The organism is Parasaccharibacter sp. TMW2.1890 (assembly GCF_023337645.1).
GTDB classification, from domain to species: Bacteria; Pseudomonadota; Alphaproteobacteria; order Acetobacterales; family Acetobacteraceae; genus Bombella; species Bombella apis.
In genome coordinates, this window is record NZ_NWUV01000002.1 from 379,344 (window position 1) to 403,828 (window position 24,485).

Below are 24,485 nucleotides of genomic sequence, written 5' to 3' on the forward strand. Positions count from 1 at the left end.
ACAACGCCTTGCCCCATGTCAGTTCAGGGAGGCATCCACAATCTGTTTCAATCTATGTCTGAACTGCCCCAGATCGGTATCCCGTTTCACAGCCTCCAGGGCAGACTGGCGGATACGCTGCCAGAGTGTTTCATCATCATACAGCTGCTCCACCGCTGCGGCAAAACCTGCCGGGTCCGTTCCCGGTGCGCTCAGCAGGCTCTCCCCAGCCTGCCAGCCCACCTCCTCCCGAAGCAGATCCGTCACGACCATGGGCAGACCCCGGGCAGCAGCTTCATGCACCTTGAAGGGCAGACCACCGGCAAAGCGTGTCGGCGCCACAAACACCCGGTACCTGTCAAACAGTGCACCAAGATCATCCACCGCTCCCAGAATCTCGACGCGGTCATGCTGTCCCAGCGGGGTCATGTCCACGGCAGGATGAACATACCCGGCAATGTGCAGGCATACATCTTCCGGCAACGCCTCCAGCAAAGGCAGGACCTCTTCGACAAACCACGTCATGCTGTCGTAATTGGGCGAGGCCTCGCTATGGAAGGCCCCAAGGAAGAGGATGTCCCGCCGCTCCCCATAAGGCCGGGATGTCGGCTCGGCTGCCATGCCATGCCCCAGAACCATCACATTGGGATAGCCCGCCCGGCGGATCAGCCCGGCATCATGCTCTGTCACAGCCACGATCTGCTGGCAGTAATGGGCACAGCGCAGCTCCTCCGCCAGCAGCCGGTCCTGCTCTTCCTCCCAGGCTTCCGGCGCAAGCTCCGGAGCCGGGCTGCCATCAGCCATCAGGCCCGTCACCTTCTGCTGAAGGAGAGTTCTCGGGGCCGCCACCACTTCCGTATCCAGGACGGAGCCACAATGCGGCAGGAAGCGGCTTGCCTCATTCAGCAGAGGCAGAAGGCGGGCCATGTTGTGGGTCCGCCCGACCCAGAGCAGGTCATAATACCCGGCCCGTTCTTCCAGAAACTCCAGCAGAGTGGACATGTCCTGATTGAAGACCAGCTCCACCTCTTCCGGGAAATCCCGGTAAAGCAGGAAGGGCGGTATCTGCTCCCGCATGACGGGAAAGACCGTCACATGATAATCCAGCGCCACAAGCGCACGGACAATATCATTGGAACGCACATAGCCTGAACCCAGACCCCGCAAGGGAATCCGATCCTCGATCAGCAGGACACGCTGCCGCTCCGGCCTGCGCCGCTCGCGCCCCAGCAAGGCATTGCGGATATGCTGGGGCTGCTGCTGACGCAGGAACTCCTGATGCTGCTGGGCAAAAACCTTCCAGTGCCGCTGGATGAGCTGATGGGAGCCACTCTGCCCGGAACTGCCGAACTCCAGATGCTCGACCATCGCCAGCGGTTCATAGACAATCCGGGCCCCGATCTTCTGGAGCCGGACACACAGATCCGTATCCTCGAAATAGGCAGGCCAGTACCGGGTATCGTACCCACCAAGACGCCGGAGCAGCCCTGTCCTGACCAGCAGAAAGGCTGCCGAGCCATAATCGACCTCCCGGCTGAAGCTGGCCTCGGGAATGTTGGGGTCATCCTGCCGCCGGTATCCATAGGTCGCTCCGTCCCTCCAGATGATGGACCCGGCTTCCTGAAGGAAGAGATTGGTCCGCACCAGACGGGCTGCCACGGCCCCGGTTGTTTCCTGACGATACAGGCGCTTCAGCGCATGGTGCAGCGCATCGGGATAAAGCCGTATGTCATTGTTGAGATACAGCACAGCCGGTGCCGTGACATGCTCCAGCGCCTCATTGCAGCCCAGCAGATAGCCGATATTGGTCCTGTGCCGAAGGATGATCGCCCCCTCGACAAGCTGTTCCAGACCGGATGTCTCATCACAGGAGCCGGAATCCACGATGATGAGCTCGATGGCTCCATCATATCCAGCCCGCAGGGACGCCAGAGCCTGAAGGGTGAGGTCGATCTGGTCATGCACGACCATGATGACACTGACTTCCGCCATGCCCCGCACCCGGAAATCCAGCTTCTGACGGGCGAGGGCAGGCAGATGCAGGGCCGCATCATCCCGGAACAGCTGGCGGGTCTGGTCCTCATCAGGAAGAGGGTCCTCACATCCCACTGGTACGGCATGGCCAGCCTTTTCCGCTACCAGACGGGCGAAGGGACTGTCATAGACACCGCCCTCACAATCCGACCAGACGAGAGGATGGCGTTTATAAAGCGCCAGATCAATTCCCTCTGCTGGTGAACGTCCCTCATGCGCCCCGAACAGAACGAAATGTTCATACCCATTCCGCAATCCCCCGGCACCGACGGAAGGAAGAATATCCGGCGATGTCCTGCGGTAATAGGCCTCATCGAACCAGGGCGACGGATTGAAGGCCTCCGGCGTTGGATTTGTCAGATAATGATGCAGCGCATTACCATAATCCCCGGCCTCGATGGCTTCACGCACCTGCGGGTAGGTTTCCAGATACCAGGGGGCATCAAAATACCAGGAAAGTGGCGCAGCATCTGCGATATAGGCCGGCAGAACCAGCCATGAGGCCAGCAGCCCCTCCGGGCCGAACCACTCCTCATGACGGCCTGCCATTTCCTGAAGCAGCGTCACATCCACAAAGGGCCCCGCCCTGAACCCATGCGCCTCACCATGGGAGAGGTAATGGTCATACCCGTTGCAGAAACCACGCTCCGCCAGATGACGGTCTGTCAGCTCCAGATATCGACGGCGATAGGCCACCTCATCAAACAGCCAGTGTGGCGAGAAGCGATGATACCCCTCTGACCGGTAATGCTCGAAGCCGGACTTCCAGCGTTTTTCCAACAGGCCACGTCGCACTTCAGGATAGGCCTGCCGATACCATATCTCATCAAAATACCGGTTGGGCGAATGCCCCCTGTGGCAGCCAATCTCCTCGTAGAAACGCTGCGCATCTTCATAGCCATGCTGGAGCATCAGCTCCTGCGCATCAGGGTACCGCAGCAGATACCACTGCGGCTGGAACTCAAGCCACTGGGGTGACAGTCCCCCCAATGGCCCACCGGCCCTGTCCGCCACGCCAGAACTCATTGCCGGGACTGTCGGTCAGAAAGGTCCAGCACCAGCTGCCGGATACGCTCCTGCTGCTCGTCGGTCGGCATTTCACGGTAAAGCGCCTGGCAACGGCCCCCTTCCATCTGCATGCAGATATCCGTCACGACCGTCCCGAAAATCTCTCCGATGATATTCACCAGAGCCAGATGCCAGACGCCGCCCATTGGGCTGACACGTCCCTTCCATGGTCTCAGGAGCCCTTCAAAGCCAGAGCAGAGTGGCGCATCGTGATGGGCTGTCCGGACATCATCCCGGGCAAAACGGGACATGGCGAAAAGGACGATCTCATCCGTCTCCTCACTGACCATGGCAGCGTACACCGTACCAGACCGGCCCTGCCCCGCCATGAAGCTCCAGCCCCGCAGGACGACCCCCCCCCACTCCTCAGGCGGCACGACCAGCGTCGTATCCTCATTGGCTGCCAGAAGCTCCAGACGGTCCATGAAATAGAACTGCGTCCCCTGCTCCTGCGCAAAGAGGCGCCCTCGCGGGAAACGGGTCAGCGGAACACCCCGCAGGACATTGTCATCATTCACGACCCTGTAAAAATCGTTCAGGATCACATCATTGTCCGGACGGAAGGCCCTGATGCTCTTGACCTTGCTGCCCTCGACCTCCAGGCCATAGGCCAGCAGCTGGAACGCCCCACGGCCATTGATGGAGTTGACAAGGCCGATCCTGTACCAGCCCTCGCACCATTTGCCCCGAAGCGCTGCCTTGACGGAAAAACCGGACCGGCGCGGCACATCGGCACCGAACAGTTCCGAAATGTCCCCCCGGCTTTCCCGCTCGCTCTTCAGGAAGATCAGCGGGCTCCGCTCATCTTCACTGATCAGCACGACATGCAGCTGTCCCGCCGTCGTGACACCAGGAATGAACAGCCAGCCACGGAGATGGAATTCATCAGCCGATTTGAAGGTCTTCTCTGCCCCTTCAACAAGCACATGGTGGCAGATGTCATCCAGATAACAGTTGGCCCCCTGGATGGCGAACCAGTCATTGATGTGCGATGGCAGATTGATGGCCAGATCCCGCACCAGCGGGGGATCAAAAATATGACGGGGCGGCGCCTGGTTCTTCCAGGAAGAGATGGGCAGAAGGCCAAGCTGCCCGGCATCCAGCATCAGGTCTGACACACCGAGAAGACGCTTTGGTGCGAGCTCCCTGTAAAGGCTGAGCAACCCGGCCGTATAATCTCCTTCATGCGTCCAGAGATCAGGCGTGATGGCCTCCATCATCTTCCGGCGGATATCCTCCGAAGACCGCAGAAGCTCCAGACGTTCCAGCACAACGTCTGCCCGGCTGACCGGTACCTTGAAGCCATTGACACCATCCGTCACACGGTCATCCAGCGCCCCGATTTCCGTCACGATGGGCACCAGTCCGTACTGCCATGCCTCGGAGAGGGAGATGCAGTAGGTCTCGGGCCATATGGAGAGAAACAGCGCCACATCGGCCTGTTTCATGACATCCGTATTGCCAACCTCGTACCGCCCATGCACCGTTACGTTCGGGCGTTTCATCCCCTCCAGCACCGGCTGATAATCCGGATGGACATAGCCCAGAATGTGGAAATGGAAATGATCAGGATGGGCCGCCTCTATCAGGGAAAGGATGGTATCCGCTCCCTTGGTCCGGGCGAAATTGCCAACAACAGCCACGCCCAGCGGGCGTTCTTCCAGCGGCCTGTAAGCGTTGGGCACAACCGGTACCGTCACGTCGGGGCTCGGGATCCCGTTGACCAGACTGATCTTCCTGTCCAGCACAGGGTAGATCCTGTGCATGAAGTCCCGAGAATGGGCCGTACCGAACATGATGGCATCAACGTGGTGCAGCATCCGGTCGATGAAGGCACGGCGGGTCTGTTCCCCGCCATACTCGATCCCTTCCGCCTGCTTCAGCATGATATCCATGGCCAGAACGGAACCAAACTGGTCCTCCACATGCCGCATCTCCTGATTCAGCAGGTTGTAGCGGGATGACACCAGCCAGAAATCATGCGCCGAGAACAGGACGCCTGCCCCGCTTGCCTTGGCAATGAGCGGCAGGGAAAGAGCGTGATGCCCCAGATGCTGGAAGTGAACCACATCGATATTGTACTGGCTCAGCACACTGGAGAAGAGCATCTCTTCCTGCGCATCGCAGACGACATCATCCCAGCTGCATTCCGCAATATCGAAACGCTCCAGCTCATGCCCGTTGGCAGACAGGAGGCGGCAGTTCGTCCCCCGCCGCAGCCAGAAGAAAAACTCCACCTCCCGGCCCAGAAAGGAGCAAAGCTCCCGCTGGTAAACCTCAACCCCACCCCAGACCTGCTCATGAATGGTGGAGTGGGTGCACATCAGCACCCGCAGGCGGTTGCGGCGTGGTGTCGGCACCACACTGGCCGGAGCATGGCATGTGAACTCCGCCTGCGTGACTTCACGGATGAACTGGAGACGATGCGCATAGAGATGCTGCCCGATGACCGACTTCTGCGCCGCCAGGGCGGAGTCCTGCCGCAGCTCATGATCCCGCAGCAGTCGGGCGATGCTCTCCACCACCTCATCATCATCATGGGCCAGATGAACGCCATCCACACTCCTGAAGTGCTCGACATCCATGCCACGGGCCACTTCAACCACCTGCGCTGTCCCTGCGAGGCCAAGCTCAAAATAGCGTGGACCAGGCGCCGTCGCCTGGCTGACATCACCATGGCTGGCATAGTCCCGGAACATGGTCAGCGTCACAGCACTGGCATTGGCGAAATCAATAAAGGCCTCATGGCTGACAGGCCGCTGGAGGGCCAGTGCAGCAATATCGTCCGGCAGCGGGGGAAGATATTCATTGCCCGGGCAGACAAGCTTCAGCCTTACATCAGGAAAGCTGGCCAGAACACGCCGGAGAGTCCGCACCCGGTTGGGCCACATCGTCCCGGCAAAAAACAGATCATACTCACAATCAGCCGCAGCCCGCACGGGCCGCTCATGCAGGCTGGGACTCGCAGCCAGCGGCAGATAATGCCCCTTGCCCTGATAGACTGGCACGGAGGCCGGATCATTGGTGAAAACATGGTCAAACAGCGGAGCCAGCTGACCGTTTATCTCCTGCATGAAGGGGTCTTCAAATGTCCAGAGAATCACGGTCTTGAAGGCGGGGCGCACACGGCGGATCAGGGCCTGATTGATGCGCTGGCCATCAATACAGAGCAGGGTGTCATGCTGGCCGGAGGCCGCCGCACTGGCCAGACTCATATTGTCGGCAACGACAATGTTTTCTTTCCCGAACAGCTCTTCTGCCGCACGCTGTATTGCCAGTGTCAGATAGGCATTCGGGTTATGGGTATGATTCGTGTTGTAGATAATCGCCATTGCCAACCCTGAGTTCCAAGAAAAACCTATCTTCAAGTCTGGCCGCACCAGACAGACCGTAAGAACGGCTTAATTACAGAGGACGAGCCAGTCTGAAGCGCAGCTCCAGTAAAGATTTACCACCAACATAATTACAAAACAATAAAAGGGCGGCCAAATGGCCGCCCTTTTACCGCTTTGAATCCATGAAGAAATGTTACCATTCCGCCATGGTCCGAAAATGAGCTTCTCAGTCCTCGGAGCTACGACGACGGATGGCCGCACCAAGGATATCACCGAGAGATGCACCGGAGTCAGAAGAGCCATACTCACTGATGGCCTGCTTGTCTTCCTCAACCTCACGACCACGGATGGTCAGAGACAGCTTGCGGGAAGAACGGTCCAGACCGACCACCTTGGCATCGACCTTCTCGCCAACAGCGAAGCGTTCCGGACGCTGCTCGCTCTTGTCACGGGCCAGCTCGCCACGACGGATGAAGCCTGTCAGGACATCATCAACCTTGACCTCGATCCCGTTGCTCTGAACAGCCGTCACAACGCAGGTGACAACATCACCCTTGTTGATGCGGTCCAGCACATCGGCAGCCGGGTCTTCCTGAAGCTGCTTGATACCCAGGGAGATACGCTCCTTCTCGGCATCCACGTCGAGAACCTTGGCCTGAACGACCTGACCCTTCTCGTAGCGCTTCATGACCTCTTCGCCGGACTCGTCCCAGGACAGGTCGGACATGTGGACCATGCCGTCGATGTCGGCGGACAGGCCGATGAACAGACCGAACTCGGTGATGTTGCGGATCTCGCCTTCGATGACAGAGCCAACCTTGTGCTCTTCAGCGAACTGCTCCCACGGATTCCGCTGAACCTGCTTCAGGCCCAGGGAGATGCGGCGCTTGGCGCTGTCCACATCCAGAACCATGACCTCGACCTCCTGGGAGGTGGCCACGATCTTGCCCGGATGGACGTTCTTCTTCGTCCAGGACATTTCGGAGACGTGCACCAGACCTTCAACACCCGGCTCCAGCTCAACGAAGGCACCGTAGTCCGTGATGTTGGTCACGCGGCCCGTGAAGCGGGCATTGACCGGATACTTGACGGCCACATTCTCCCACGGATCAGCCTCAAGCTGCTTCATGCCCAGGGAGATGCGCTGCGTGTCGGAGTTGAAGCGGATCACCTGCACGCGGACAGGCTGGCCGATCTGAAGAGCTTCAGACGGATGGTTGATGCGCTTCCAGGCGATGTCGGTGACATGCAGCAGGCCATCAACGCCGCCGAGGTCAACGAACGCACCGTAATCGGTGATGTTCTTGACGACGCCATCGAGAATCATGCCTTCCTTCAGGCCCTGGATCAGCTCGGAACGCTGCTCGGCACGGGTCTCTTCCAGAACGGCGCGACGTGACACGACGATGTTGCCACGGGCCCGGTCCATCTTGAGGATCTGGAACGGCTGCGGCTGGCCCATGAGCGGCCCGACGTCACGCACGGGGCGGATGTCCACCTGGCTGCCCGGCAGGAAGGCCATGGCGCCGCCCAGATCAACCGTGAAACCACCCTTCACGCGACCATAGATCGTGCCGTTGACACGCTGGTTGTGGGCAAAAGCGCTCTCCAGAGCGGTCCATGCCTCTTCGCGACGGGCTTTCTCACGGGACAGAACGATGGAACCGTCACGGTCCTCGTAGCGCTCGATGAACAGCTCAAACACATCACCCGGCTTCACATCCGGGGTTGTGCCAACAGGGCCGAACTCGCGCAGGGCAACACGCCCCTCGCTCTTCAGGCCGACATCGACGATGGCGTGATCGTCTGTCAGACGGATGACACGGCCGCGGACAACGGTCCCGTCAAACGCACTGTCACTGCCCAGTGTTTCATCCAGCAGGGCAGCAAAATCTTCTTTACCGTGTTCCGGTGTATTCTGAGTGGCAGAAGCCATGTATTTCCAGCATTCCAGAGTGCCGCAGCCAGTGCCCGGCACCCAGCCATGCGCCGTCTCCCTCTGCCCAAAAACACAGTGATGGGCCCAAAAAACGACGTCTCCCCCCGACCCCACAGCCCGGAGCGGAAGTCATCACAAATCGCAGATCCCCCAAGGGGATTCATGACACCACGGGCTGTGCGGCGTCATACCCCCTCACCAACACGCATAAGGGGGGGACTGTCAACAGCGAAGATATGAATCAGCGCCGGATGATGCCCTTTTCCTGCAAAATCTGGCAGACACGGTCCAGCACGTCGGCTGCATCCAGATCATCCGTTACAATCTGCACGGCATCCTCGGCCGGGCGCAACGGTGCCGTCTCGCGGGAGGCGTCCTGCTGATCCCGTGCATTGATGGCCGCCACTTCCTCAGCCAGCTGGGCCGGAGACGTGCATGGCTGACCATGCCGCTGCACATAACGCCGCTGGGCCCGGACCTCTGCCGAGGCCGTAATGAAGAATTTGGCGGTGGCATCAGGAAACACGACCGTCCCGATATCACGGCCATCCACCACGGCACCCCGGGCCCGCCCGAAATGACGCTGCCGCTCCAGCAGAGCTTCCCGGACCTCCGGGTGCCGGGCCACGGCGGAGGCCGCCCGGTCCACCTCCGGCTCCCGCAGGTCGGTCCGGCGCATGTCCTCCGGCACGAGCTGACGGGCCTGCTCCGGCCCGTCATGAGCCGGATCGCCCCCCTGGTCCAGCACCCGGCGGGCCACGGCCCGATACAGCAGCCCCGTATCCAGATAAGGCAGCTCCAGCGTGTCCGCCAGCTGGCGGGCGAGCGTGCCCTTGCCTGCGGCGGCAGGGCCATCAATGGCGATGACCGGATATTTCATGCCCCGCCGGCTCATGCCTCCAGCCCCGCACCAAGACCATTCATCAGGGATACGAAACCGGGGAAGCTGGTCTCGATGAAGGCCGTATCATCAATATGGACCGGCTTCTCAGCCGCCAGCCCCAGCACGGTGGCGCTCATGGCCAGACGGTGATCCATGTGGGTCTGGACCTTCCCACCACCGGGCAGGGTTTTCTGCCCCTCGATGATCAGATCATCTCCTTCGACATGCACCTTCGCCCCATTGGCCTCCAGCAGCGCCACGGTGGCGGCCAGGCGGTCACTCTCCTTCACCCGCAGCTCGGCAAGGCCCCGCAGGCGGGATGTACCCTCCGCAAACGCACAGGCCACGGCCAGAACCGGATATTCATCAATCATGGAGGGTACCCGCACAGCTGGAACATCCACCGCCTTCAGCCGCCCCGCACGAACATGCAGGTCTCCGATGACCTCCCCCCCTTCAATCCGCTCATCACGGACCTCCAGGGACGCCCCCATTTCCTTCAGGGTTTTGAACAGGCCGGTCCGCAGTGGATTCTGGCCCACTGCCTCCACGACAATCTCCGAACCCGGCACCAGCAGGGCCGCCACGACGGGGAAAGCCGCTGATGACGGGTCCCCCGGCACCAGCACGTCCTGCGCCACGAGGCGGGCCGGGCCTTTCAGCGTGATGCGCCGTCCGGCTCCGGGCAGCTCCTCGACCTTCACCTCCGTGCCGAAATGACGCAGCATGTTCTCGGTATGATCCCGGGTCGGGGCCGGCTCTTCCACCACCGTTTCCCCCTCGCAGTTCAGCCCTGCCAGAAGGATGGCGGATTTCACCTGTGCCGAGGCCACCGGCAGGCGATAATGCAGCGGTTTCCCCTTGCCCGTTCCTTCCACGGCCATGGGCAGCTTCTGGCCCGCACGGGTCACGAATCGTGCCCCCATCTCACCCAGCGGAACGCTGACACGCCCCATCGGGCGGCTGCGGAGGGAGGCATCACCCGTCATGATGCTCATGAAGGGATGCGTCGCCAGAACACCACTGAGCAGCCGGGCTGCCGTACCGGAGTTGCCCATGTCCAGCACATCGGCAGGCTCTTTCAGCCCATCCACACCACAGCCATCGACAATCCAGCGGCCCTCTTCCCGGACGACCTTTGCCCCGAGGGCACGCATGGCCTCTGCCGTACGCAGCACGTCCTCACCTTCCAGCAGGCCGGAAATATGGGTCCGCCCTTCGGCAAGGGCGGCGAACATGAGCGCACGATGGCTGATGGACTTGTCTCCGGGAACACGGACCCGCCCGGCCAGCCCAGCCGGGGCAGAGGAGACTTTCAAGGGACGCTGTGCTGTCATAATCCTGCTTCACATCATCAAGGGTGGGATCATCCAATAGGGCCAGACTACTCCATCCATCTGGAAAAGTCTGTCCCCCCATGCGGCAATTCTGCCAGCAGGAACGGACCCCGAGGCAGAGCTCCGCCTCTTCTGCCACCACATGGAGAAATATTTGACAGCGGGACATTTCGGTGGCATGGCCCAGTCACTTCTCTTTTGTGGCAACATGGGCTCCAGCATTATGGCAAAACCAGAACTCGGTCTGAAACGGACATGCGTTGACTGCAATGCACGCTTCTATGATCTCAACCGCGTACCGGCTGTCTGCCCGAAATGTGGGACAACCCAGCCCGGAAACCTCTCCCGCCTGAAGAAAGAGGACGAGCTGGCCGACGAGAAGGACAAGAATCTCGCCCAGGAAGAGCATGAGGATGATATGGACATCGACACTGGCGATGATGACGATGTCATCTCCGGTGATGATGATCTGGATGACGATGATGACATCAGCCAGGATATCGAGGTCTCGACCGACAAGGATGACCGGGACGATTCATAAAGGGCTCTCCCTATTCTTCCCATGCAGGAGCCGCACCCCCACCCGGGTGCGGCTTTTCTGTCTCGGGATTGGCACCTGCATGGCCGGCATCGTGCAGGCCCATGCCGCAGCTCCCCGCCCAGCGACAGCAGAGGCCCTCGCACACGAGCTGGGCCAACGGGCCAGTGCCACAGCCACCCTGCAACAGCACTGCCCCCGCCCCATTACAGCCCATCTTCTGGACAGAGCGGCACCCCCTGCCCTCCAGCGGGACGCCAGACAGGCCCTGCAGGCCTCCCCAACAACACGACTGGTCATCCGGCACGTCCAGCTTCTCTGCGGGCGGGCAGTATGGTCAGAGGCATGGAATCTATACCTGCCCGACCGTCTGACGCCAGACGCCCGCCGGAAACTGGCCGGAAGCCATGTGCCTTTCGGCCAGGCCGTTGGTGAGGCCGCCTTTTCCCGGCAGCGTCTTGGAAGCCGCTTCACAGGACTGCCCGCAGGCGTCGTGCTGGAAAACCGGGCCATCCTCCACCGCAGGGTGGATCAGCGTGGTTTTTCCTATCTTGTTGAACGCTACAAAAAGGCGGCCCTTGAGATCAAGACGCCGCAGGCGACCAGTTCAGATGTTGCCCGCCATCAGGTGCCAGCATCTGTCCCGTGACAGATGGCAGCATCAGGAACATGCGGGCAATGGCAGCAATTTCATCCGGACCCGCACCCCGCTGAAGGGGTGTGCTGCGGCACATGCTCTCGAAATGGTCCAGAGACTGGCCTGCGGCAGGCAGGACAGGCCCCGGCCCGATGGCATTCACCCGAATGCGGGGTGCCAGCCCCAGAGCCATGCTGCGGGTCAGGCTCCATAAGGCAGAGCGGGATACGGTATAGCTGACAAAATGAGGCGTCAGATTCCAGACACGCTGGTCCAGCATGTTGAGGATCAGCCCCTCCGCTCCGTCCGGCAAGGAATCAGCCATAGCCTGGGACAGAACAAACGGAGCACGCAGGTTCGGCTCCATATGTGCATCCCAGCTTTCACGGGTCACGCCGCCCAGTTCATCCCGTTCAAAAACGGACGCATTATTGATGAGAACGCCAACCGGCCCCAGCCTGGCCTCAACCTCCGCCAACAGGGGCAGCAGAGTAGCCTCCTCCGCCAGATCAGCCTGCACGACACAGCCACGACCATCAATCTGCCGCAGCAGGGCCTCGGCCTCATCACGGCTGTGGCGGCAATGGATGGCCACGGCAAAGCCTTCCCGGGCCAGCATCTCCACCATCGCCCGGCCGAGGCGACGGGCTCCCCCCGTTACCAGCGCAACACGGGGCATATGGGGCGACAGACCAAACATGCTCACAGAACCTTCCGGGATGACATGGCGGCCGCCAGCGTGCCTTCATCCAGCACATCCAGCGCTCCTCCCATCGGCATGCCGTGACCCAGACGGCTCACCGCCACCTTGTGAGGGGCCAGTTTTTCCTGCAACCAATGGGCCGTGGTCGCACCATCCACCGTGGCCCCAAGGGCAAGAATGACCTCTTCCACCTCGCCTGACTGCACACGCTCCATGAGGCCCGTCAGATTGAGGTCTTCCGGCCCACAGCCTGAAAGGGCCGACAGCACACCACCCAGTACCTGATACCGCCCCCGATGCATTCCGGACCGCTCCAGCGCCCAGAGGTCACCAACACTCTCCACCACACAGATGACTGATGGATCACGCTGGGGGTCTGCACAGAGCGAACAGGGTGTACAGCTGTCCAGGTTGCCGCATTGCGGGCAGGTATGGATCGACTGTGCCGCCGCCTGCATGGCAGCAATCAGGGGCTGGAGACGTGCCTCTGGTGCCTGGAGAAGCGCCAGAGCCGCCCGACGGGCCGAACGGGGGCCAAGGCCGGGCAGACGGGCCAGACGGGACATCAGGGTTTCGATTTCGGGGCTTATGCGCACGTCAGACCCTCATCCTCGCTCCGGCTTTCAGAAAGGCAGGTCCATGCCCGGCGGCAGCTGGAGACCACCGGTGACCTTCTTCATCTCCTCCCGGCTCATGGCTTCCGTTTTGCTGCGGGCATCGGCAAAGGCAGCGACGATCAGGTCCTGCATGGTCTCCATGTCTTCCGGATCAGCCAGTTTGGGGTCGATCGTGATGGACTTGAGCGCCCCCTTGCCCGTCAGGGTCAGCCGTACCAGCCCGTTGCCGGCCTCACCGTCAACCTCCGCACTCTCCAGCCTGGCCTGAACCTCTTTCATGCGGGCCTGCATCTGTGTGGCCTGCTTCATCATGCCAGCAAGATTTTTCATCACGTCACTCCTTGGTTACAGAACTGGGCCGGGGCCATGGTGACCTCTGACGGCTCAGTAAAACTCATCCTCATCAGGGTAATCGGCATCCGGCGGGGCAAATTCAAAATCAGGCGGCACGTCTTCCCCCAAAGGCACCACCGTCTCCGGCGGCAGGCCGTAATCATCCAGAGTATGATCCCGCACCTCACCAATCTGGGCATGCGGAAACCGCTGCATGATGGCCCGGACCAGCGGATGCTGCCTGGCCTTGTCCTGATGCAGGGCGATGATTTCTGCCCCCTGCTCGTCCAGCGTCGCCTCACCCTGTTCTTCGGAGGCAACCACCTGCCAGCGGCCGGGATAGAGCCTGTCCAGCAGGGCTGTCAGGGCACGGAAGGCCTGCCGCTTCTGATCCCGGTCATTTTCAGCCAGACGGAGCACGAGACGGGGCGGCTCGAACTCCACGACATGCCCCAGATGCCGCAGCGTTCCGTGGAGACGGGCTTCCTTCTGCTGCCCCACAAGCGCAACCAGCTCCCGCCAGCTTCGGGGCATGGGCGGAATGGCCTCGCCCGCACCGCCATCATCCGGCCCCGGCCCTTCATCACGGGCCGACACGGCCGTGCCATTCTCCGTGGCCAGACGCAGAGGCTGCCTCGCAGGGACCGGTTCCGGCGCAGGCCCGTCCAGCTGCGGCTTCAGGACGGTACTGCCCTGACGGACCACATCACTCCCCCCGGCCATCGTCCCAGCCCCCTGCACGAAAGCTGAAGGCCCACTTCCCTCCTGCCCCCGGGGAACGGAAGACCGGGACACGGATGAGGACACGCCCCCTGCTGGAGCCGTCCCCCCGCCATGAGCGGCAGATGAAGCGGCATTTCCCTGCGGACCGGACCGTCCCTCGGTCTGGATGGCACCGGAAGACGATGCCTCCTGCATCTGCCGGATCAGCCTGTCCGGCGTGGGCAGGAGACTGGCATGACAGAGACGGATCAGCACCATCTCGGCTGCCTGCTGCCGGTCCGGAGCGGCTTCCACCTCGGCCAGCCCCTTCAGGAGCAGCTGCCAGGCCCGCCCCAGAACCGTGACCCCCACATGATCCACGATCGCCCCGCCACGGACCTTCTCCATTTCCGGCAGTTCTGGGCCGTCACGCAGTTCCGGCAGGGCCTTGATGCGGGAGAGAAGGTGCAGCACGTCCATCAGGTCCGTCAGCAGGACGCCCAGATCAGCCCCACGGGCATAAGCCCGCCCGGCAATCTCCAGCACGGACGCCACCTGCCCGTGCAGGGCGGCCTCCAGCAGGTCGAACACCATGCCACGGTCCGCCAGCCCCAGCATGTCCGCCACGCTGGCCGTATCGGACGCTCCCTGTGCGATGGCCTGATCCAGCAGGGACAGGCCGTCACGCACGGAACCGTCAGCGGCTCTGGCAATGAGGGCCAAAGCCCCCTCTTCCAGCTCCGCCCCCTCCTTGCGGGCGATGCGGGCAAAATGCTCGGCCAGCATGGCCTGCGGCACACGCTGGAGGTCGAAACGCTGGCAGCGGGACAGCACCGTGACAGGCACCTTCCGCAGTTCGGTCGTGGCAAAGATGAAGGTGACCTGTGCCGGAGGTTCCTCCAGCGTCTTCAGCAGCGCATTGAAGGCATTGCGGGACAGCATGTGCACTTCGTCAATCACGAAGACCTTCATGCGGGCCTGCATGGGGCGGAACCGGGCGGCCTCGATAATCTCCCGCACATCATCCACGCCCGTGCGGGAGGCAGCATCCATCTCCAGCACATCAGGATGACGGTCTGCCAGAATGGCCTTGCAGTTGGGGCAGACACCGCAGGGATCAGCCGTCGGGCCACCCGTGCCATCCACGCCAGTACAGTTCAGGGCACGGGCGATGATCCGGGCCGTGGTGGTTTTGCCCACGCCCCGCACCCCTGTCAGCATGAAGGCATGGGCCACACGGCCCACGGCAAAAGCCCGGCGCAGAATGCGGACGAGGCTCTCCTGACCGATCAGGTCATCGAATGTCTGGGGACGATATTTGCGAGCCAGAACACGGTAGGGTGCCTTCTGTTCCGAAGGAACGGCATCCGCTGGGGCAGCATCGGAGAAAAAACCGGCTCCGCCTTCGGGTGGGAGGGGAATGTCTTCTTCGCTCACGGCTGCAACGTGCCTCCCACAGCTTTCATCGTCTGGAAAGGACGCCCCGGAGGCACACGGGCCTGCACGGCAATCGGAGGAGACCGGACACCCGACCCGACACGAGCCCACTACGGCTGCTCCCTTCCGGGCCTGACCGGGTTCGCAGGTCAGCCGCCCGGGGCCGATCTCCCAAGCGGGCTTCTAGCACAGGAACAGGGGGGGCAGGCAAGCCCTTACTTTCCACCACACCCCATGCCCTTTCAGGGGGCGACAGCCGCACCACCGGGATGCCGGGGGTCCGCCACGCCATAGAACGGGCCGATCCCCTTCCGGGCCGGGTCCTGACCATCCAGCCGGGGCCCCCCGACCAGAATCGCCTCCGTGATGCCCCACGGACGATGGGGGATGAAATGGTACCCTTCCTGTTCCAGCGTCTTCTGCACGTCCGGACTCAGGGCGCCCGTCTCCATCTCCACATCATCGGGCTTCCACTGCTCATGCAGGCGGGGCAGATCGACCGCCTGTGCCAGGTCCAGCCCATAATCCACCACGCCCAGCAGGCTGGACAGCACGATGGTAGGAATGCGGGAGCCACCGGGGCTGCCTGTGACCATCACGACATGCCCGTTCCGGCTCACGATCGTCGGGGACATGGATGACAGGGGCGTCTTGCCCGGCGCAATGGCATTGGCCACAGAACCGACAATGCCGAACATGTTCGGCTCTCCCGGCTTGATGGAGAAATCGTCCATCTCGTCATTCATCCAGATGCCGGTGCGCCCCCCCATGACGCCCGCTCCAAACCAGCCATTGAGCGTATAGGTGGTGGACACCGCCATGCCATGGGAATCGATCGTGGAAAAATGGGTCGTCTCGTGCTTCTCCACGGCCGGGCCGGAAGTCGGCACGCTCCTGCCGGGGGCCGGACGCCCGACCTGAAGCGTATCGGATGGCACGGCCCTGTCCCTGGGCAATGCGGCCCGGATCTGCCCGGCGTAAGTGGAGTTCAGGAAATAGGAAACCGGATTGACGACAAAGGCCGGATCACCAAGGTCCCGCCTGTCGGAATAGGCATGACGCATGGCCTCCAGCTCCAGCTGGACGGCAGGCGCACTGTGCAGGCCAAGGCGACCCATGTCATACCCGGACAGAATGTTCAGCACCTCGCACAGGGCCACGCCACCACCGCTTGGCGGAGGTGCCGTCTCGATCTGATAGCCACGATACTGGCAGGTGACCGGCTCCATGAAGCGTGGCTTATAGGCACGAAAATCCGCTTCCGTCAGGAAGCCGCCACCCAGACGGGAGGCCCGGAGGATTTCCGAGGCTATGGGGCCACGATAAAAGGCGTCCCTGCCATCCCTGGCGATCAGTTCCAGCGACCGGGCCAGACCGGGCTGGACCAGCCTGTCCCCCACGGCCAGCTCCGTCCCGTCAGGCCGCAGGAAAATGCTACGGGCATACTCATCCTGCCGGAAATAGTCGGTGGACGTGTGCAGAAGCTCCACGTCACCTTCCTCCAGAACGAAACCGTCCCGGGCCAGGGCGATGGCCGGGGCCATGTCCTTCGCCCGGCTCAGCCGTCCCCAGCGTTTCCGCACGGCCTCCAGCCCGGCGACCGTCCCCGGTACGGCCACGGCCTTCCAGCCCACCGTGGAAAGACCCGGTTTCACCCGGCCTTCTTCATCCAGATACATGGCAGGCTGGGAACGCAGGGGTGCATGTTCCCGGAAGTCGATGAATACCGCAGGACCATGCGGGGGGCGCAGTGTCATGAAGCCACCACCGCCCAGATTGCCCGCCGCTGGATAGACCACGGCCAGCGCATAACCGACGGCCACGGCAGCATCGGCGGCATTGCCGCCCTCACGCAGAATCCGTGCCCCTGCCTCGGAGGCCAGATGCTGGGCAGAGACGACCATGCCCGTCTCCCCCTTCACCAGCGTGCCGGGGCGGGTGGTGTCCGGCCCATAGGCCAGCGGGTCATGTGCTGCACTCAGCGTCTCGGCCTGGGACAGGGCCACGCTGCCCAGCACCATGCTCCCCAGAGCCAGCCGGGCAGCCAGTTTACGCAATGCCATCATGACGGGCTTCCTTGTCCACGAAACAGATTTCAGAGGGCGTAAGGCGGTTTCGTATAACCACGGGGCGACAGGGTGAAGATTTCATACCCGTCTTCCGTCACACCCAGCTGATGCTCGAACTGGGCGGACAGGGAGCGGTCCCGTGTCACGGCCGTCCAGTCATCGGCCAGCACTTTCACGTCCGGGCGGCCAAGATTGAGCATCGGCTCGATGGTGAAGACCATGCCCGCTTTCAGTATCGTACCCTGGCCGGGCCGACCATAATGCAGGACGCTTGGCGCCTCATGGAAGTTGCGGCCAATGCCATGCCCGCAGAAATCCCGCACCACGCCAAGGCGGTGCTTCTCCGCAAAGCTCTGGATGGCATGACCGATATCGCCCAGCGTGGCCCCGGGCCGCACCTGCTCGATCCCCAGCATGAGCGCCTGATAGGTCAGGTCGATGAGCTTCTCGGCCTTGCGGGGCGGCTTGCCCACGACATACATGCGGGACGTGTCGCCATACCAGCCATTCAGGATGGAAGTGACGTCAATATTGAGGATGTCCCCCTCCTGAAGGCGTCTTTCACCGGGAATCCCGTGGCAGACAACATGATTGAGGGAAATGCAGCAGGATTTCGGGAAACCGTGATAGTTGAGCGGGGCTGGCGTTGCGCCATGCTCCAGCGTGTATTCATGTACAATCCTGTCCAGCTCACCTGTCGTGATGCCGGGACGTACATGCTCGGTGATCATGTCCAGCGTGGCGGCGGCCAGCTGCCCGGCTGCCTTGAGATGCCTGAAATCGTCCGTCGTGTAATGCTGGATGCTGCGCCCGTCCTGAGAAGACATGAAGTATCGTAATCCCTGTTCTTGTTCTGTGATGTGCTGTCGGCTCGACCATGATGTCGGAACTGCCCGCAGAATGCGCCCTGCCCTGCCCCAGTGCAAGACCCTCTCAGACACGGCCAAGTGACCGCCCCCTCAGCTGCCAGAAGCGGAACAGCCTGCCAGACAGAAAAAAGCCCCTCCGGCCATGGGGGCGGAGGGGCTTCCGGCTGTAGCCTCAGGAGCGATGATGCCCCCGGCGTGAGGCCCATGAATGATGCAGCCCCCGTGGAGCGCCGTGAGACCGGTAAGTGACCAGCACGACTCCCCGCCGCAGATGGGAACGGTGCGCCACCCGGCTGCCGCCATGCCGGGCTAGGGCGTAATAATGACCCGGCTGCTTGAGCAGCGGCAGCGGGGCCTGCCCGGAAGCGGAAAAACCATCATCCAGCAGGGAAATCATTGTCTGGTTCCGGCTTTCATTGCTGGAAGCCCCCAGCACGACGCCAATCAGCCGCACCTGCCCCTGCTGGGCAGAGCTGACAAGATTGTGCCCTGCCAGATCGGTATAACCGGTCTTGAAACCATCTGCCCCCTGATACACCCCAAGGAGCGGGTCGTGGTTGGGGATCATGTGACGGCGGAACGGGAATTCACGCACGCCGAAATAATGGTAATACTGGGGGAAATCCCGCATCAGGGCCCGTGCCAGCACGGACAGGTCCCGGGCCGTGGTGACCTGATCCGGGTCGGGCAGGCCGGAGGCATTGCGAAATGTCGTATGGGCCATGCCGAGCCGCCGGGCCTGATAGGTCATCAGTGCGGCGAAGCGGGTCTCATCCCCACCCCCCAGGTACTCGCCCAGCACGCAGGCCGCATCATTGGCAGACTTGGTGACAAGGGCCAGAATGGCCTGCTCCACCGCCAGATGCGTCCCCGGGCGCATACCCAGTTTCGATGGGGCCTGCATGGAGGCATGGATGGAAACCGGCATGCTGTCCTGAAGGGTGATGCTGCCCCGCTCCAGTGCCTGGAAGGTCATGTACAGCGTCATCATCTTTGTCAGGGAAGCGGGATAACGCTGGAGGTCGGCATCCGACTCGGACAGGACGGCTCCTGTCCGGGCATCAATGACCAGGGACGATACATGTCCGGCAAACTGCGCCCGTGCCGTACCGGAGAAAGCAGCCAGGGCGACCACACACGAAAACAGGGTACGACTGAAAAACGGGCGCATCAGAAGGAATCATCCCCAGTTTGTCTGGAATCCATAAAAACCGTGCAACTCTAGTCTTCAGTACCTGAGAATGTCCAGATTTTTCCACCAGACATGCCAGATATCCTCCCGGCCCATAAAGTTGAAAAAACGTTTTCACCACAACCCTGTTATGAACCAGAAAGGCAGCAGGCAGCATGACCGGCAGAAAAACGCCATATGCCTCTGTATCATGATGGGGCCAACGCCATCCCGTCAGAGCATCACACCATGCCCTTCGTGCATTTTCCTGATACAAGAAATAAGTCATATTTACCAACCAGTTCAGGAGCGTCCCCCATGCAGCACAGGCCACATGCCATGACATATGGGCTTCCCATGGCCTCTGCCATAGACGATACCGGCATGGCCCTGCCTGTCCACGCTGCCCGGGAAGACACACTGACATCCCGCAAGACGGATATCGCCTACCCCTCCATGTACAATGTCATCCTGCTGAATGATGACTACACCCCCATGGATTTCGTGGTGTTCGTGCTGGAACAGTTCTTTGACAAATCCCCCGCAGAAGCACAGGCTATCATGCTGGAAGTCCACAACCGGGGCAGCGGAGTCTGCGGGATTTTCACCTATGAAATTGCAGAAACGAAGGTCGGACAGGTCATGGACCTTGCCCAGAAGAACCAGCACCCTCTCCAGTGCACCCTTGAGAAAGCCTGAGGCCATCGCCACTTGATATCCTGACAGATTTCTGTACCGCCGCTTCATCATTCTGACATTCCTTCATGGCACAAGGAGCGCCTATGTTGTCCTCCACACTTGAACAGACGCTTCAGCGTGCGCTCCTCCTTGCGGGTCAGAATCACCACGAATTCATCACACTGGAACATCTCCTCTTTGCTCTCTGTGATGACCGTGATGCCATGGCGATCTTTTCAGCATGCCGGATCGACCTTGAGCTGCTCCGGCAGGATGTCGACCATTTTCTCCTGCATGAGCAGCAGGCCATCATCCGCCCCGAGCTGGACGATGCCCCCCAGCCGACAGCCGCCTTCCAGAGGGTGATCCAGCGGGCGGCAGTCCATATCCAGAGTGCAGGCCAGGCCATCATGACAGGAGCCCATGTACTGGTCTCCATGTTCGCCGAGAAAGAAAGTCACGCCGTTTTCTTCCTCCAGCAGCGGGGCCTGACACGGCTGAATGCCATCCATGCCATGCGGCATGACGACGTGGCAGACATCCCGCCGCAGACTGGCCAGACCGGCCGCAGGACCAGGGCCTCCCGCAAGGATGGTGGAGAAAACAGCGAACCTGCCGAGGCCGACCAGAAAGAGGCCCTCCAGACCTACTGCACGGACCTCAACGAGCGGGCCCGCCGTGATGGAATCGACCCGCTCATCGGTCGGGAAAAGGAAGTGGAGCGGGTTGTCCAGATCCTCTGCCGCCGGACAAAGAACAACCCCCTACTGGTTGGTGATCCCGGTGTTGGCAAGACCGCCATTGCCGAAGGGCTGGCCCAGAGAATCGTGAAAGGCCAGGTGCCCGCCATCCTGGCTGATGCCCGCCTGTACAGCCTGGACCTCGGTGCCCTGCTGGCCGGTACACGCTACCGTGGCGATTTTGAAGAACGCCTGAAGACCATCATGAGCGAACTGGAGCAGAAGCCGGGCAGCCTGCTCTTCATTGATGAAATCCACATGCTCATCGGGGCGGGCGCCACGACCAATGGCTCCATGGATGCCTCCAACCTGCTAAAACCGGCTCTGGCAACCGGGAAGCTGCATTGCATCGGCTCCACCACCTATCAGGAATACCGGCAGCATTTCGAGAAGGACCACGCCCTGACACGGCGTTTCCAGAAGATTGATGTCACCGAACCCTCACAGACCGACACGATCCGCATCCTGCGGGGCCTGAAGGAACGGTATGAGGAGCATCACGACATCCGTTTCACAGACCCGGCTATCCGCAGTGCTGTGGAGCTGTCGGTCCGATACATCCATGACCGGAAACTGCCTGACAAAGCCATCGACATCATCGATGAGGCCGGCGCCGCCTGCCGCCTCCTGCCCAGCAGCCGCAGACGGCGCACGGTTGGTGTTCGAGACATCGAAGCAACTGTGGCACGCATCGCCCATATCCCGCCCCGTCATCTCTCCGCAGATGACAGGACTTCCATCCGCCATCTGCCCGCCGACCTCCGCAAGGCCGTCTTCGGCCAGGATGAAGCACTGGATGCCCTCTCCTCAGCCGTCATGCTCTCCCGGGCCGGGCTGCGGGATACGGAAAAAACCATTGGCAGCTATCTCTTCTCCGGTCCAACAGGTGTTGGCAAGACGGAGGCAGCACGGCAGCTCGCCCAATCCCTGGGGATCAGACTGATCCGTTTCGACATGTCAGAATATATGGAGGCCCATTCCATTTCCCGGCTGATCGGTACGCCGCCCGGCTATGTAGGCTTTGAACAGGGAGGCCTCCTGACCAGCGCCATAGACCAGACACCCCATGCCGTCCTGCTTCTGGATGAAATTGAAAAAGCCCACCCAGACCTTTTCAACATCCTGCTTCAGGTCATGGATCATGGCAAGCTGACAGACAATACCGGCAAGACGGTGGATTTCCGCAATGTCATCCTCATCATGACCAGCAATGCCGGAGCCAGTGATCTTTCCAAAGAAGCCATCGGCTTTGCACGCACTGCCCGCTCCGGTGATGACGAGGAAGCCATCAAGCGGCTTTTCTCACCCGAATTCCGTAACCGGCTGGATGCCATCATCCCCTTCGCCCCGCTGACACCCGCTGTGGTGGCCCACGTCGTAGAGAAATTCCTTGCCCAGCTGACCACCATGCTGGCGGCCAAAAACGTCTCCCTGCACCTCACCGCCGGTGCCCGGGCATGGCTGGCTGAACGGGGTTACGACCGGACGAATGGAGCCCGCCCGCTGGGCCGCCTGATCCAGAACCACATCAAGAAACCATTGGCCGAGGAAATTCTCTTTGGCAGGCTGACAGATGGGGGAACCGTCAAAATCGGGGCACGTGATGGCCAGCTGACCTTCACCATCTCCGCTGCGCCTGCGGCACCATCAGACAGAAAGGGCCGCAAACAGGCAGGAACACTCACCCCGGCCTGACACCGGGGTGGGCCGGTCTTCAATCGTAACGCTGACCGTTCACGCTGACATAGCCCGGCCACGGCCAGTGACGGCCCGTGCCATGATGGGTCCAGTCCAACCCCTGACGGCCAGGCCCATCATAATAATACCGCCCCTGCACCTCGACCTGGTCTCCGGTCTTCACCCATGGCCATGACGGGGCCTTCATCTCATCCAGATTGGACACCACACGGATGGGCTGGCCGCCCGCAACGGACATCAGAAAATAACCATGCATCCCGCTTCGGCTGCGACGGGCCCGGAAGACCTTCACAACGGTTCCGCAGACATGCTCTGGCAGGTCCAGATGCTGCCCATAGGGCACCTGCCGATGGGCAAACTGCTGGGCGTATCCTGCCTGATCCTTTACAAACCGGGCATTGTCACACTGTGCCGGCATGGTGGCTTCTGCCTTTGCCGGATGGCTCAGGGCCATCACACCAGCCAGAGCCGCAAGCATGCCTGCCCTCATCATGACGGGATGAAAAAACCGCATATCTTCTCCTTTTCCTCCCCCTTCCCCCACGGGCGAGGCAGGAGTATCCTTGGAATGTTTCATCATTACTGGAACAATTGCCAGACATGATGCCCATTCATTACCGGATGACCCCTTAACGGCTCAACCATATTCGTGGCCGGGCGTTCCACCACCACCTTACCGTCAGGGAGGGAAAAACCATGCCTCTACATCACCTGAAAACGCTCCGTGACCGACTGAAAACCAGCCGGGCTGGAGCTGGGGAAACGCCTGTCACCTTTGCTGACAGCAACCCGGTTTTCGAGATCGTGGCCCTCGGTGTGCGGAGTGGTGTTGCAGATGGCAATCTGTCCTCCTACCTGATCCGCCCTCTGGGCACGAATGAGGCCGTCATCTGCGATGCAGGCACTCTGGGGCACGGGCTGAAACGGGCCGAGGCCCGAGGTGTCCTGAATGACATTCCCATCATGCCCGATTCCGCCCTTGGCCGGGCCGGTCATGTGCTGAAACAGACGGTCCGGGCCTATCTCATCAGTCATACCCATCTGGACCATGTAGCTGGGCTGGTTCTTTCCTCTCCCGAAGATACGCCCAAACCCATCTATGCTTTGCCAGAAACAAACGCCCTTCTAGCTGAACATCTTTTCAATGGCCGTATTTGGGGTGCCATGGGGGATAAAGGGCCAGAACCCCGCATCGGAAAATACAGCTATAAAGATATGGAAGCAGGGGAAAGCCAGAACATTGAAGGCAGCGGGCTGGAAATCACGGCTTGGCCTCTCAGCCATGCCAGCACGACTTCCACGGCCTTCCTCATTCAGCACCATGGACGGGCCATTCTCTATCTGGGTGATACGCAAGCAGATCAACCAGATGGCCCACAGAACCTCCAAAAACTTTGGAAGGCTATTGCGCCTCTGCTACGAGAGAAAAAGCTGCACACCATCATCATGGGCGTAACCTATCCGGATGCACAGCCAGAAAACGCCCTCTGTGGCCAGCTTCGCCCTAAAGACCTGCTACAAACTCTGCGGGACCTGGGACATATTTGCGGCGGGCGTCACCATATCCGGGGGCTGCGTGTTCTTGTTAGCCATGTAAAAGAAACATTCCATGAAGGCAGCAACCCAGTGCAGCATCTTTATCGGGAACTGCAAGACGGCAATGATATTGGTATCCATTTCATGATGGCAGAGCAGAGCGCACGCTATCTTGTCTGACG

General features: G+C 61.1%; 18 protein-coding genes and 1 other RNA gene. 5 read left to right on the forward strand and 14 right to left on the reverse strand.

The features are described 5' to 3' along the window. Positions 1 to 18 precede the first annotated feature (18 nt). From CPA54_RS06500 to aroA, 5 genes are all read right to left on the reverse strand, one after another. On the reverse strand, positions 19 to 3,027 hold the full coding sequence (locus CPA54_RS06500; RefSeq protein ID WP_249085871.1) for a glycosyltransferase: 3,009 nt from the start codon (positions 3,025 to 3,027) through the stop codon (positions 19 to 21). An 8-nt stretch (positions 3,028 to 3,035) separates the two neighbouring features. Continuing rightward, on the reverse strand, positions 3,036 to 6,413 hold the full coding sequence (locus CPA54_RS06505; protein WP_249085872.1) for a glycosyltransferase: 3,378 nt from the start codon (positions 6,411 to 6,413) through the stop codon (positions 3,036 to 3,038). A 229-nt stretch (positions 6,414 to 6,642) separates the two neighbouring features. Beyond that, complete coding sequence (rpsA, locus tag CPA54_RS06510) at positions 6,643 to 8,352, reverse strand: 30S ribosomal protein S1 (RefSeq protein ID WP_043558429.1); 1,710 nt, start codon at positions 8,350 to 8,352, stop codon at positions 6,643 to 6,645. Positions 8,353 to 8,596: 244 nt separating this feature from the next. Further along, positions 8,597 to 9,250 (reverse strand): d(CMP) kinase, encoded by a 654-nt coding sequence (locus tag CPA54_RS06515; protein WP_181005183.1) that lies wholly within the window; start codon positions 9,248 to 9,250, stop codon positions 8,597 to 8,599. Next, positions 9,247 to 10,575: a 3-phosphoshikimate 1-carboxyvinyltransferase gene (gene aroA / locus CPA54_RS06520; RefSeq protein WP_043557972.1), complete on the reverse strand. Its 1,329-nt coding sequence runs from the start codon at positions 10,573 to 10,575 to the stop codon at positions 9,247 to 9,249. Before aroA ends, CPA54_RS06515 begins: the two co-directional genes overlap by 4 nt. Positions 10,576 to 10,798: 223 nt before the next feature. Between aroA and CPA54_RS06525 the strand changes: the two genes are divergently transcribed. After that, positions 10,799 to 11,116, forward strand: coding sequence for a TIGR02300 family protein (locus CPA54_RS06525; RefSeq protein ID WP_043558425.1), 318 nt, complete (start codon positions 10,799 to 10,801; stop codon positions 11,114 to 11,116). Positions 11,117 to 11,195: 79 nt separating this feature from the next. Beyond that, on the forward strand, positions 11,196 to 11,762 hold the full coding sequence (locus CPA54_RS06530; RefSeq protein WP_249085874.1) for a hypothetical protein: 567 nt from the start codon (positions 11,196 to 11,198) through the stop codon (positions 11,760 to 11,762). Here the strand turns inward: CPA54_RS06530 and CPA54_RS06535 are convergent. The 8 genes from CPA54_RS06535 to CPA54_RS06570 form a co-directional block, all read right to left on the reverse strand. Further along, positions 11,698 to 12,450: an SDR family oxidoreductase gene (locus CPA54_RS06535; protein WP_249085890.1), complete on the reverse strand. Its 753-nt coding sequence runs from the start codon at positions 12,448 to 12,450 to the stop codon at positions 11,698 to 11,700. The genes CPA54_RS06530 and CPA54_RS06535 overlap by 65 nt on opposite strands. A 2-nt stretch (positions 12,451 to 12,452) precedes the next feature. Next, on the reverse strand, positions 12,453 to 13,019 hold the full coding sequence (gene recR, locus CPA54_RS06540) for a recombination mediator RecR (protein WP_043557970.1): 567 nt from the start codon (positions 13,017 to 13,019) through the stop codon (positions 12,453 to 12,455). A gap of 57 nt (positions 13,020 to 13,076) precedes the next feature. Beyond that, entirely contained in the window at positions 13,077 to 13,400 is a 324-nt protein-coding gene (locus tag CPA54_RS06545; RefSeq protein ID WP_043557969.1) for a YbaB/EbfC family nucleoid-associated protein, read from the reverse strand. A 54-nt stretch (positions 13,401 to 13,454) separates the two neighbouring features. Beyond that, positions 13,455 to 15,542, reverse strand: coding sequence for a DNA polymerase III subunit gamma/tau (locus tag CPA54_RS06550; protein WP_043557967.1), 2,088 nt, complete (start codon positions 15,540 to 15,542; stop codon positions 13,455 to 13,457). A 75-nt stretch (positions 15,543 to 15,617) separates the two neighbouring features. After that, positions 15,618 to 15,714, reverse strand: an RNA gene (ffs, locus tag CPA54_RS06555) — signal recognition particle sRNA small type. Positions 15,715 to 15,784: 70 nt separating this feature from the next. Further along, positions 15,785 to 17,608, reverse strand: coding sequence for a gamma-glutamyltransferase (ggt, locus tag CPA54_RS06560; protein WP_408868401.1), 1,824 nt, complete (start codon positions 17,606 to 17,608; stop codon positions 15,785 to 15,787). Between the two features lie 29 nt (positions 17,609 to 17,637). Continuing rightward, entirely contained in the window at positions 17,638 to 18,438 is an 801-nt protein-coding gene (gene map, locus CPA54_RS06565; protein WP_249085875.1) for a type I methionyl aminopeptidase, read from the reverse strand. A 214-nt stretch (positions 18,439 to 18,652) separates the two neighbouring features. Beyond that, the gene (locus CPA54_RS06570) at positions 18,653 to 19,651 is read right to left on the reverse strand and encodes a D-alanyl-D-alanine carboxypeptidase family protein (protein WP_052348884.1); all 999 of its coding nucleotides are present in this window, start codon (positions 19,649 to 19,651) and stop codon (positions 18,653 to 18,655) included. A 339-nt stretch (positions 19,652 to 19,990) separates the two neighbouring features. Here CPA54_RS06570 and clpS point away from each other — a divergent pair, with 339 nt between their 5' ends. After that, the gene (gene clpS, locus CPA54_RS06575; protein WP_181005185.1) at positions 19,991 to 20,350 is read left to right on the forward strand and encodes an ATP-dependent Clp protease adapter ClpS; all 360 of its coding nucleotides are present in this window, start codon (positions 19,991 to 19,993) and stop codon (positions 20,348 to 20,350) included. 83 nt (positions 20,351 to 20,433) lie between these two features. Continuing rightward, positions 20,434 to 22,764 (forward strand): ATP-dependent Clp protease ATP-binding subunit ClpA, encoded by a 2,331-nt coding sequence (gene clpA, locus CPA54_RS06580; RefSeq protein WP_103765308.1) that lies wholly within the window; start codon positions 20,434 to 20,436, stop codon positions 22,762 to 22,764. Positions 22,765 to 22,783: 19 nt separating this feature from the next. Here clpA and CPA54_RS06585 read toward each other — a convergent pair whose 3' ends face one another. Beyond that, a complete protein-coding gene (locus tag CPA54_RS06585) occupies positions 22,784 to 23,281 on the reverse strand; it encodes a DUF3465 domain-containing protein (RefSeq protein WP_154981118.1) in 498 nt (165 codons plus the stop codon). A 182-nt stretch (positions 23,282 to 23,463) separates the two neighbouring features. Here CPA54_RS06585 and CPA54_RS06590 point away from each other — a divergent pair, with 182 nt between their 5' ends. Next, the gene (locus CPA54_RS06590) at positions 23,464 to 24,483 is read left to right on the forward strand and encodes an MBL fold metallo-hydrolase (protein WP_103765309.1); all 1,020 of its coding nucleotides are present in this window, start codon (positions 23,464 to 23,466) and stop codon (positions 24,481 to 24,483) included. Positions 24,484 to 24,485: the final 2 nt, after the last annotated feature.

What these genes read in the sequence shown, in the direction of transcription:
- CPA54_RS06505 (WP_249085872.1), bottom strand. Translation starts at nt 6,413, where the DNA reads ATGGCGATTATCTACAACACGAATCATACCCATAACCCGAATGCCTAT.
- rpsA (WP_043558429.1), bottom strand. Translation starts at nt 8,352, where the DNA reads ATGGCTTCTGCCACTCAGAATACACCGGAACACGGTAAAGAAGATTTT.
- CPA54_RS06515 (WP_181005183.1), bottom strand. Translation starts at nt 9,250, where the DNA reads ATGAGCCGGCGGGGCATGAAATATCCGGTCATCGCCATTGATGGCCCT.
- aroA (WP_043557972.1), bottom strand. Translation starts at nt 10,575, where the DNA reads ATGACAGCACAGCGTCCCTTGAAAGTCTCCTCTGCCCCGGCTGGGCTG.
- CPA54_RS06525 (WP_043558425.1), top strand. Translation starts at nt 10,799, where the DNA reads ATGGCAAAACCAGAACTCGGTCTGAAACGGACATGCGTTGACTGCAAT.
- CPA54_RS06530 (WP_249085874.1), top strand. Translation starts at nt 11,196, where the DNA reads ATGGCCGGCATCGTGCAGGCCCATGCCGCAGCTCCCCGCCCAGCGACA.
- CPA54_RS06535 (WP_249085890.1), bottom strand. Translation starts at nt 12,450, where the DNA reads ATGTTTGGTCTGTCGCCCCATATGCCCCGTGTTGCGCTGGTAACGGGG.
- recR (WP_043557970.1), bottom strand. Translation starts at nt 13,019, where the DNA reads ATGTCCCGTCTGGCCCGTCTGCCCGGCCTTGGCCCCCGTTCGGCCCGT.
- CPA54_RS06545 (WP_043557969.1), bottom strand. Translation starts at nt 13,400, where the DNA reads ATGAAAAATCTTGCTGGCATGATGAAGCAGGCCACACAGATGCAGGCC.
- ggt (WP_408868401.1), bottom strand. Translation starts at nt 17,608, where the DNA reads ATGATGGCATTGCGTAAACTGGCTGCCCGGCTGGCTCTGGGGAGCATG.
- map (WP_249085875.1), bottom strand. Translation starts at nt 18,438, where the DNA reads ATGTCTTCTCAGGACGGGCGCAGCATCCAGCATTACACGACGGACGAT.
- CPA54_RS06570 (WP_052348884.1), bottom strand. Translation starts at nt 19,651, where the DNA reads ATGCGCCCGTTTTTCAGTCGTACCCTGTTTTCGTGTGTGGTCGCCCTG.
- clpS (WP_181005185.1), top strand. Translation starts at nt 19,991, where the DNA reads ATGACATATGGGCTTCCCATGGCCTCTGCCATAGACGATACCGGCATG.
- clpA (WP_103765308.1), top strand. Translation starts at nt 20,434, where the DNA reads ATGTTGTCCTCCACACTTGAACAGACGCTTCAGCGTGCGCTCCTCCTT.
- CPA54_RS06585 (WP_154981118.1), bottom strand. Translation starts at nt 23,281, where the DNA reads ATGCGGTTTTTTCATCCCGTCATGATGAGGGCAGGCATGCTTGCGGCT.
- CPA54_RS06590 (WP_103765309.1), top strand. Translation starts at nt 23,464, where the DNA reads ATGCCTCTACATCACCTGAAAACGCTCCGTGACCGACTGAAAACCAGC.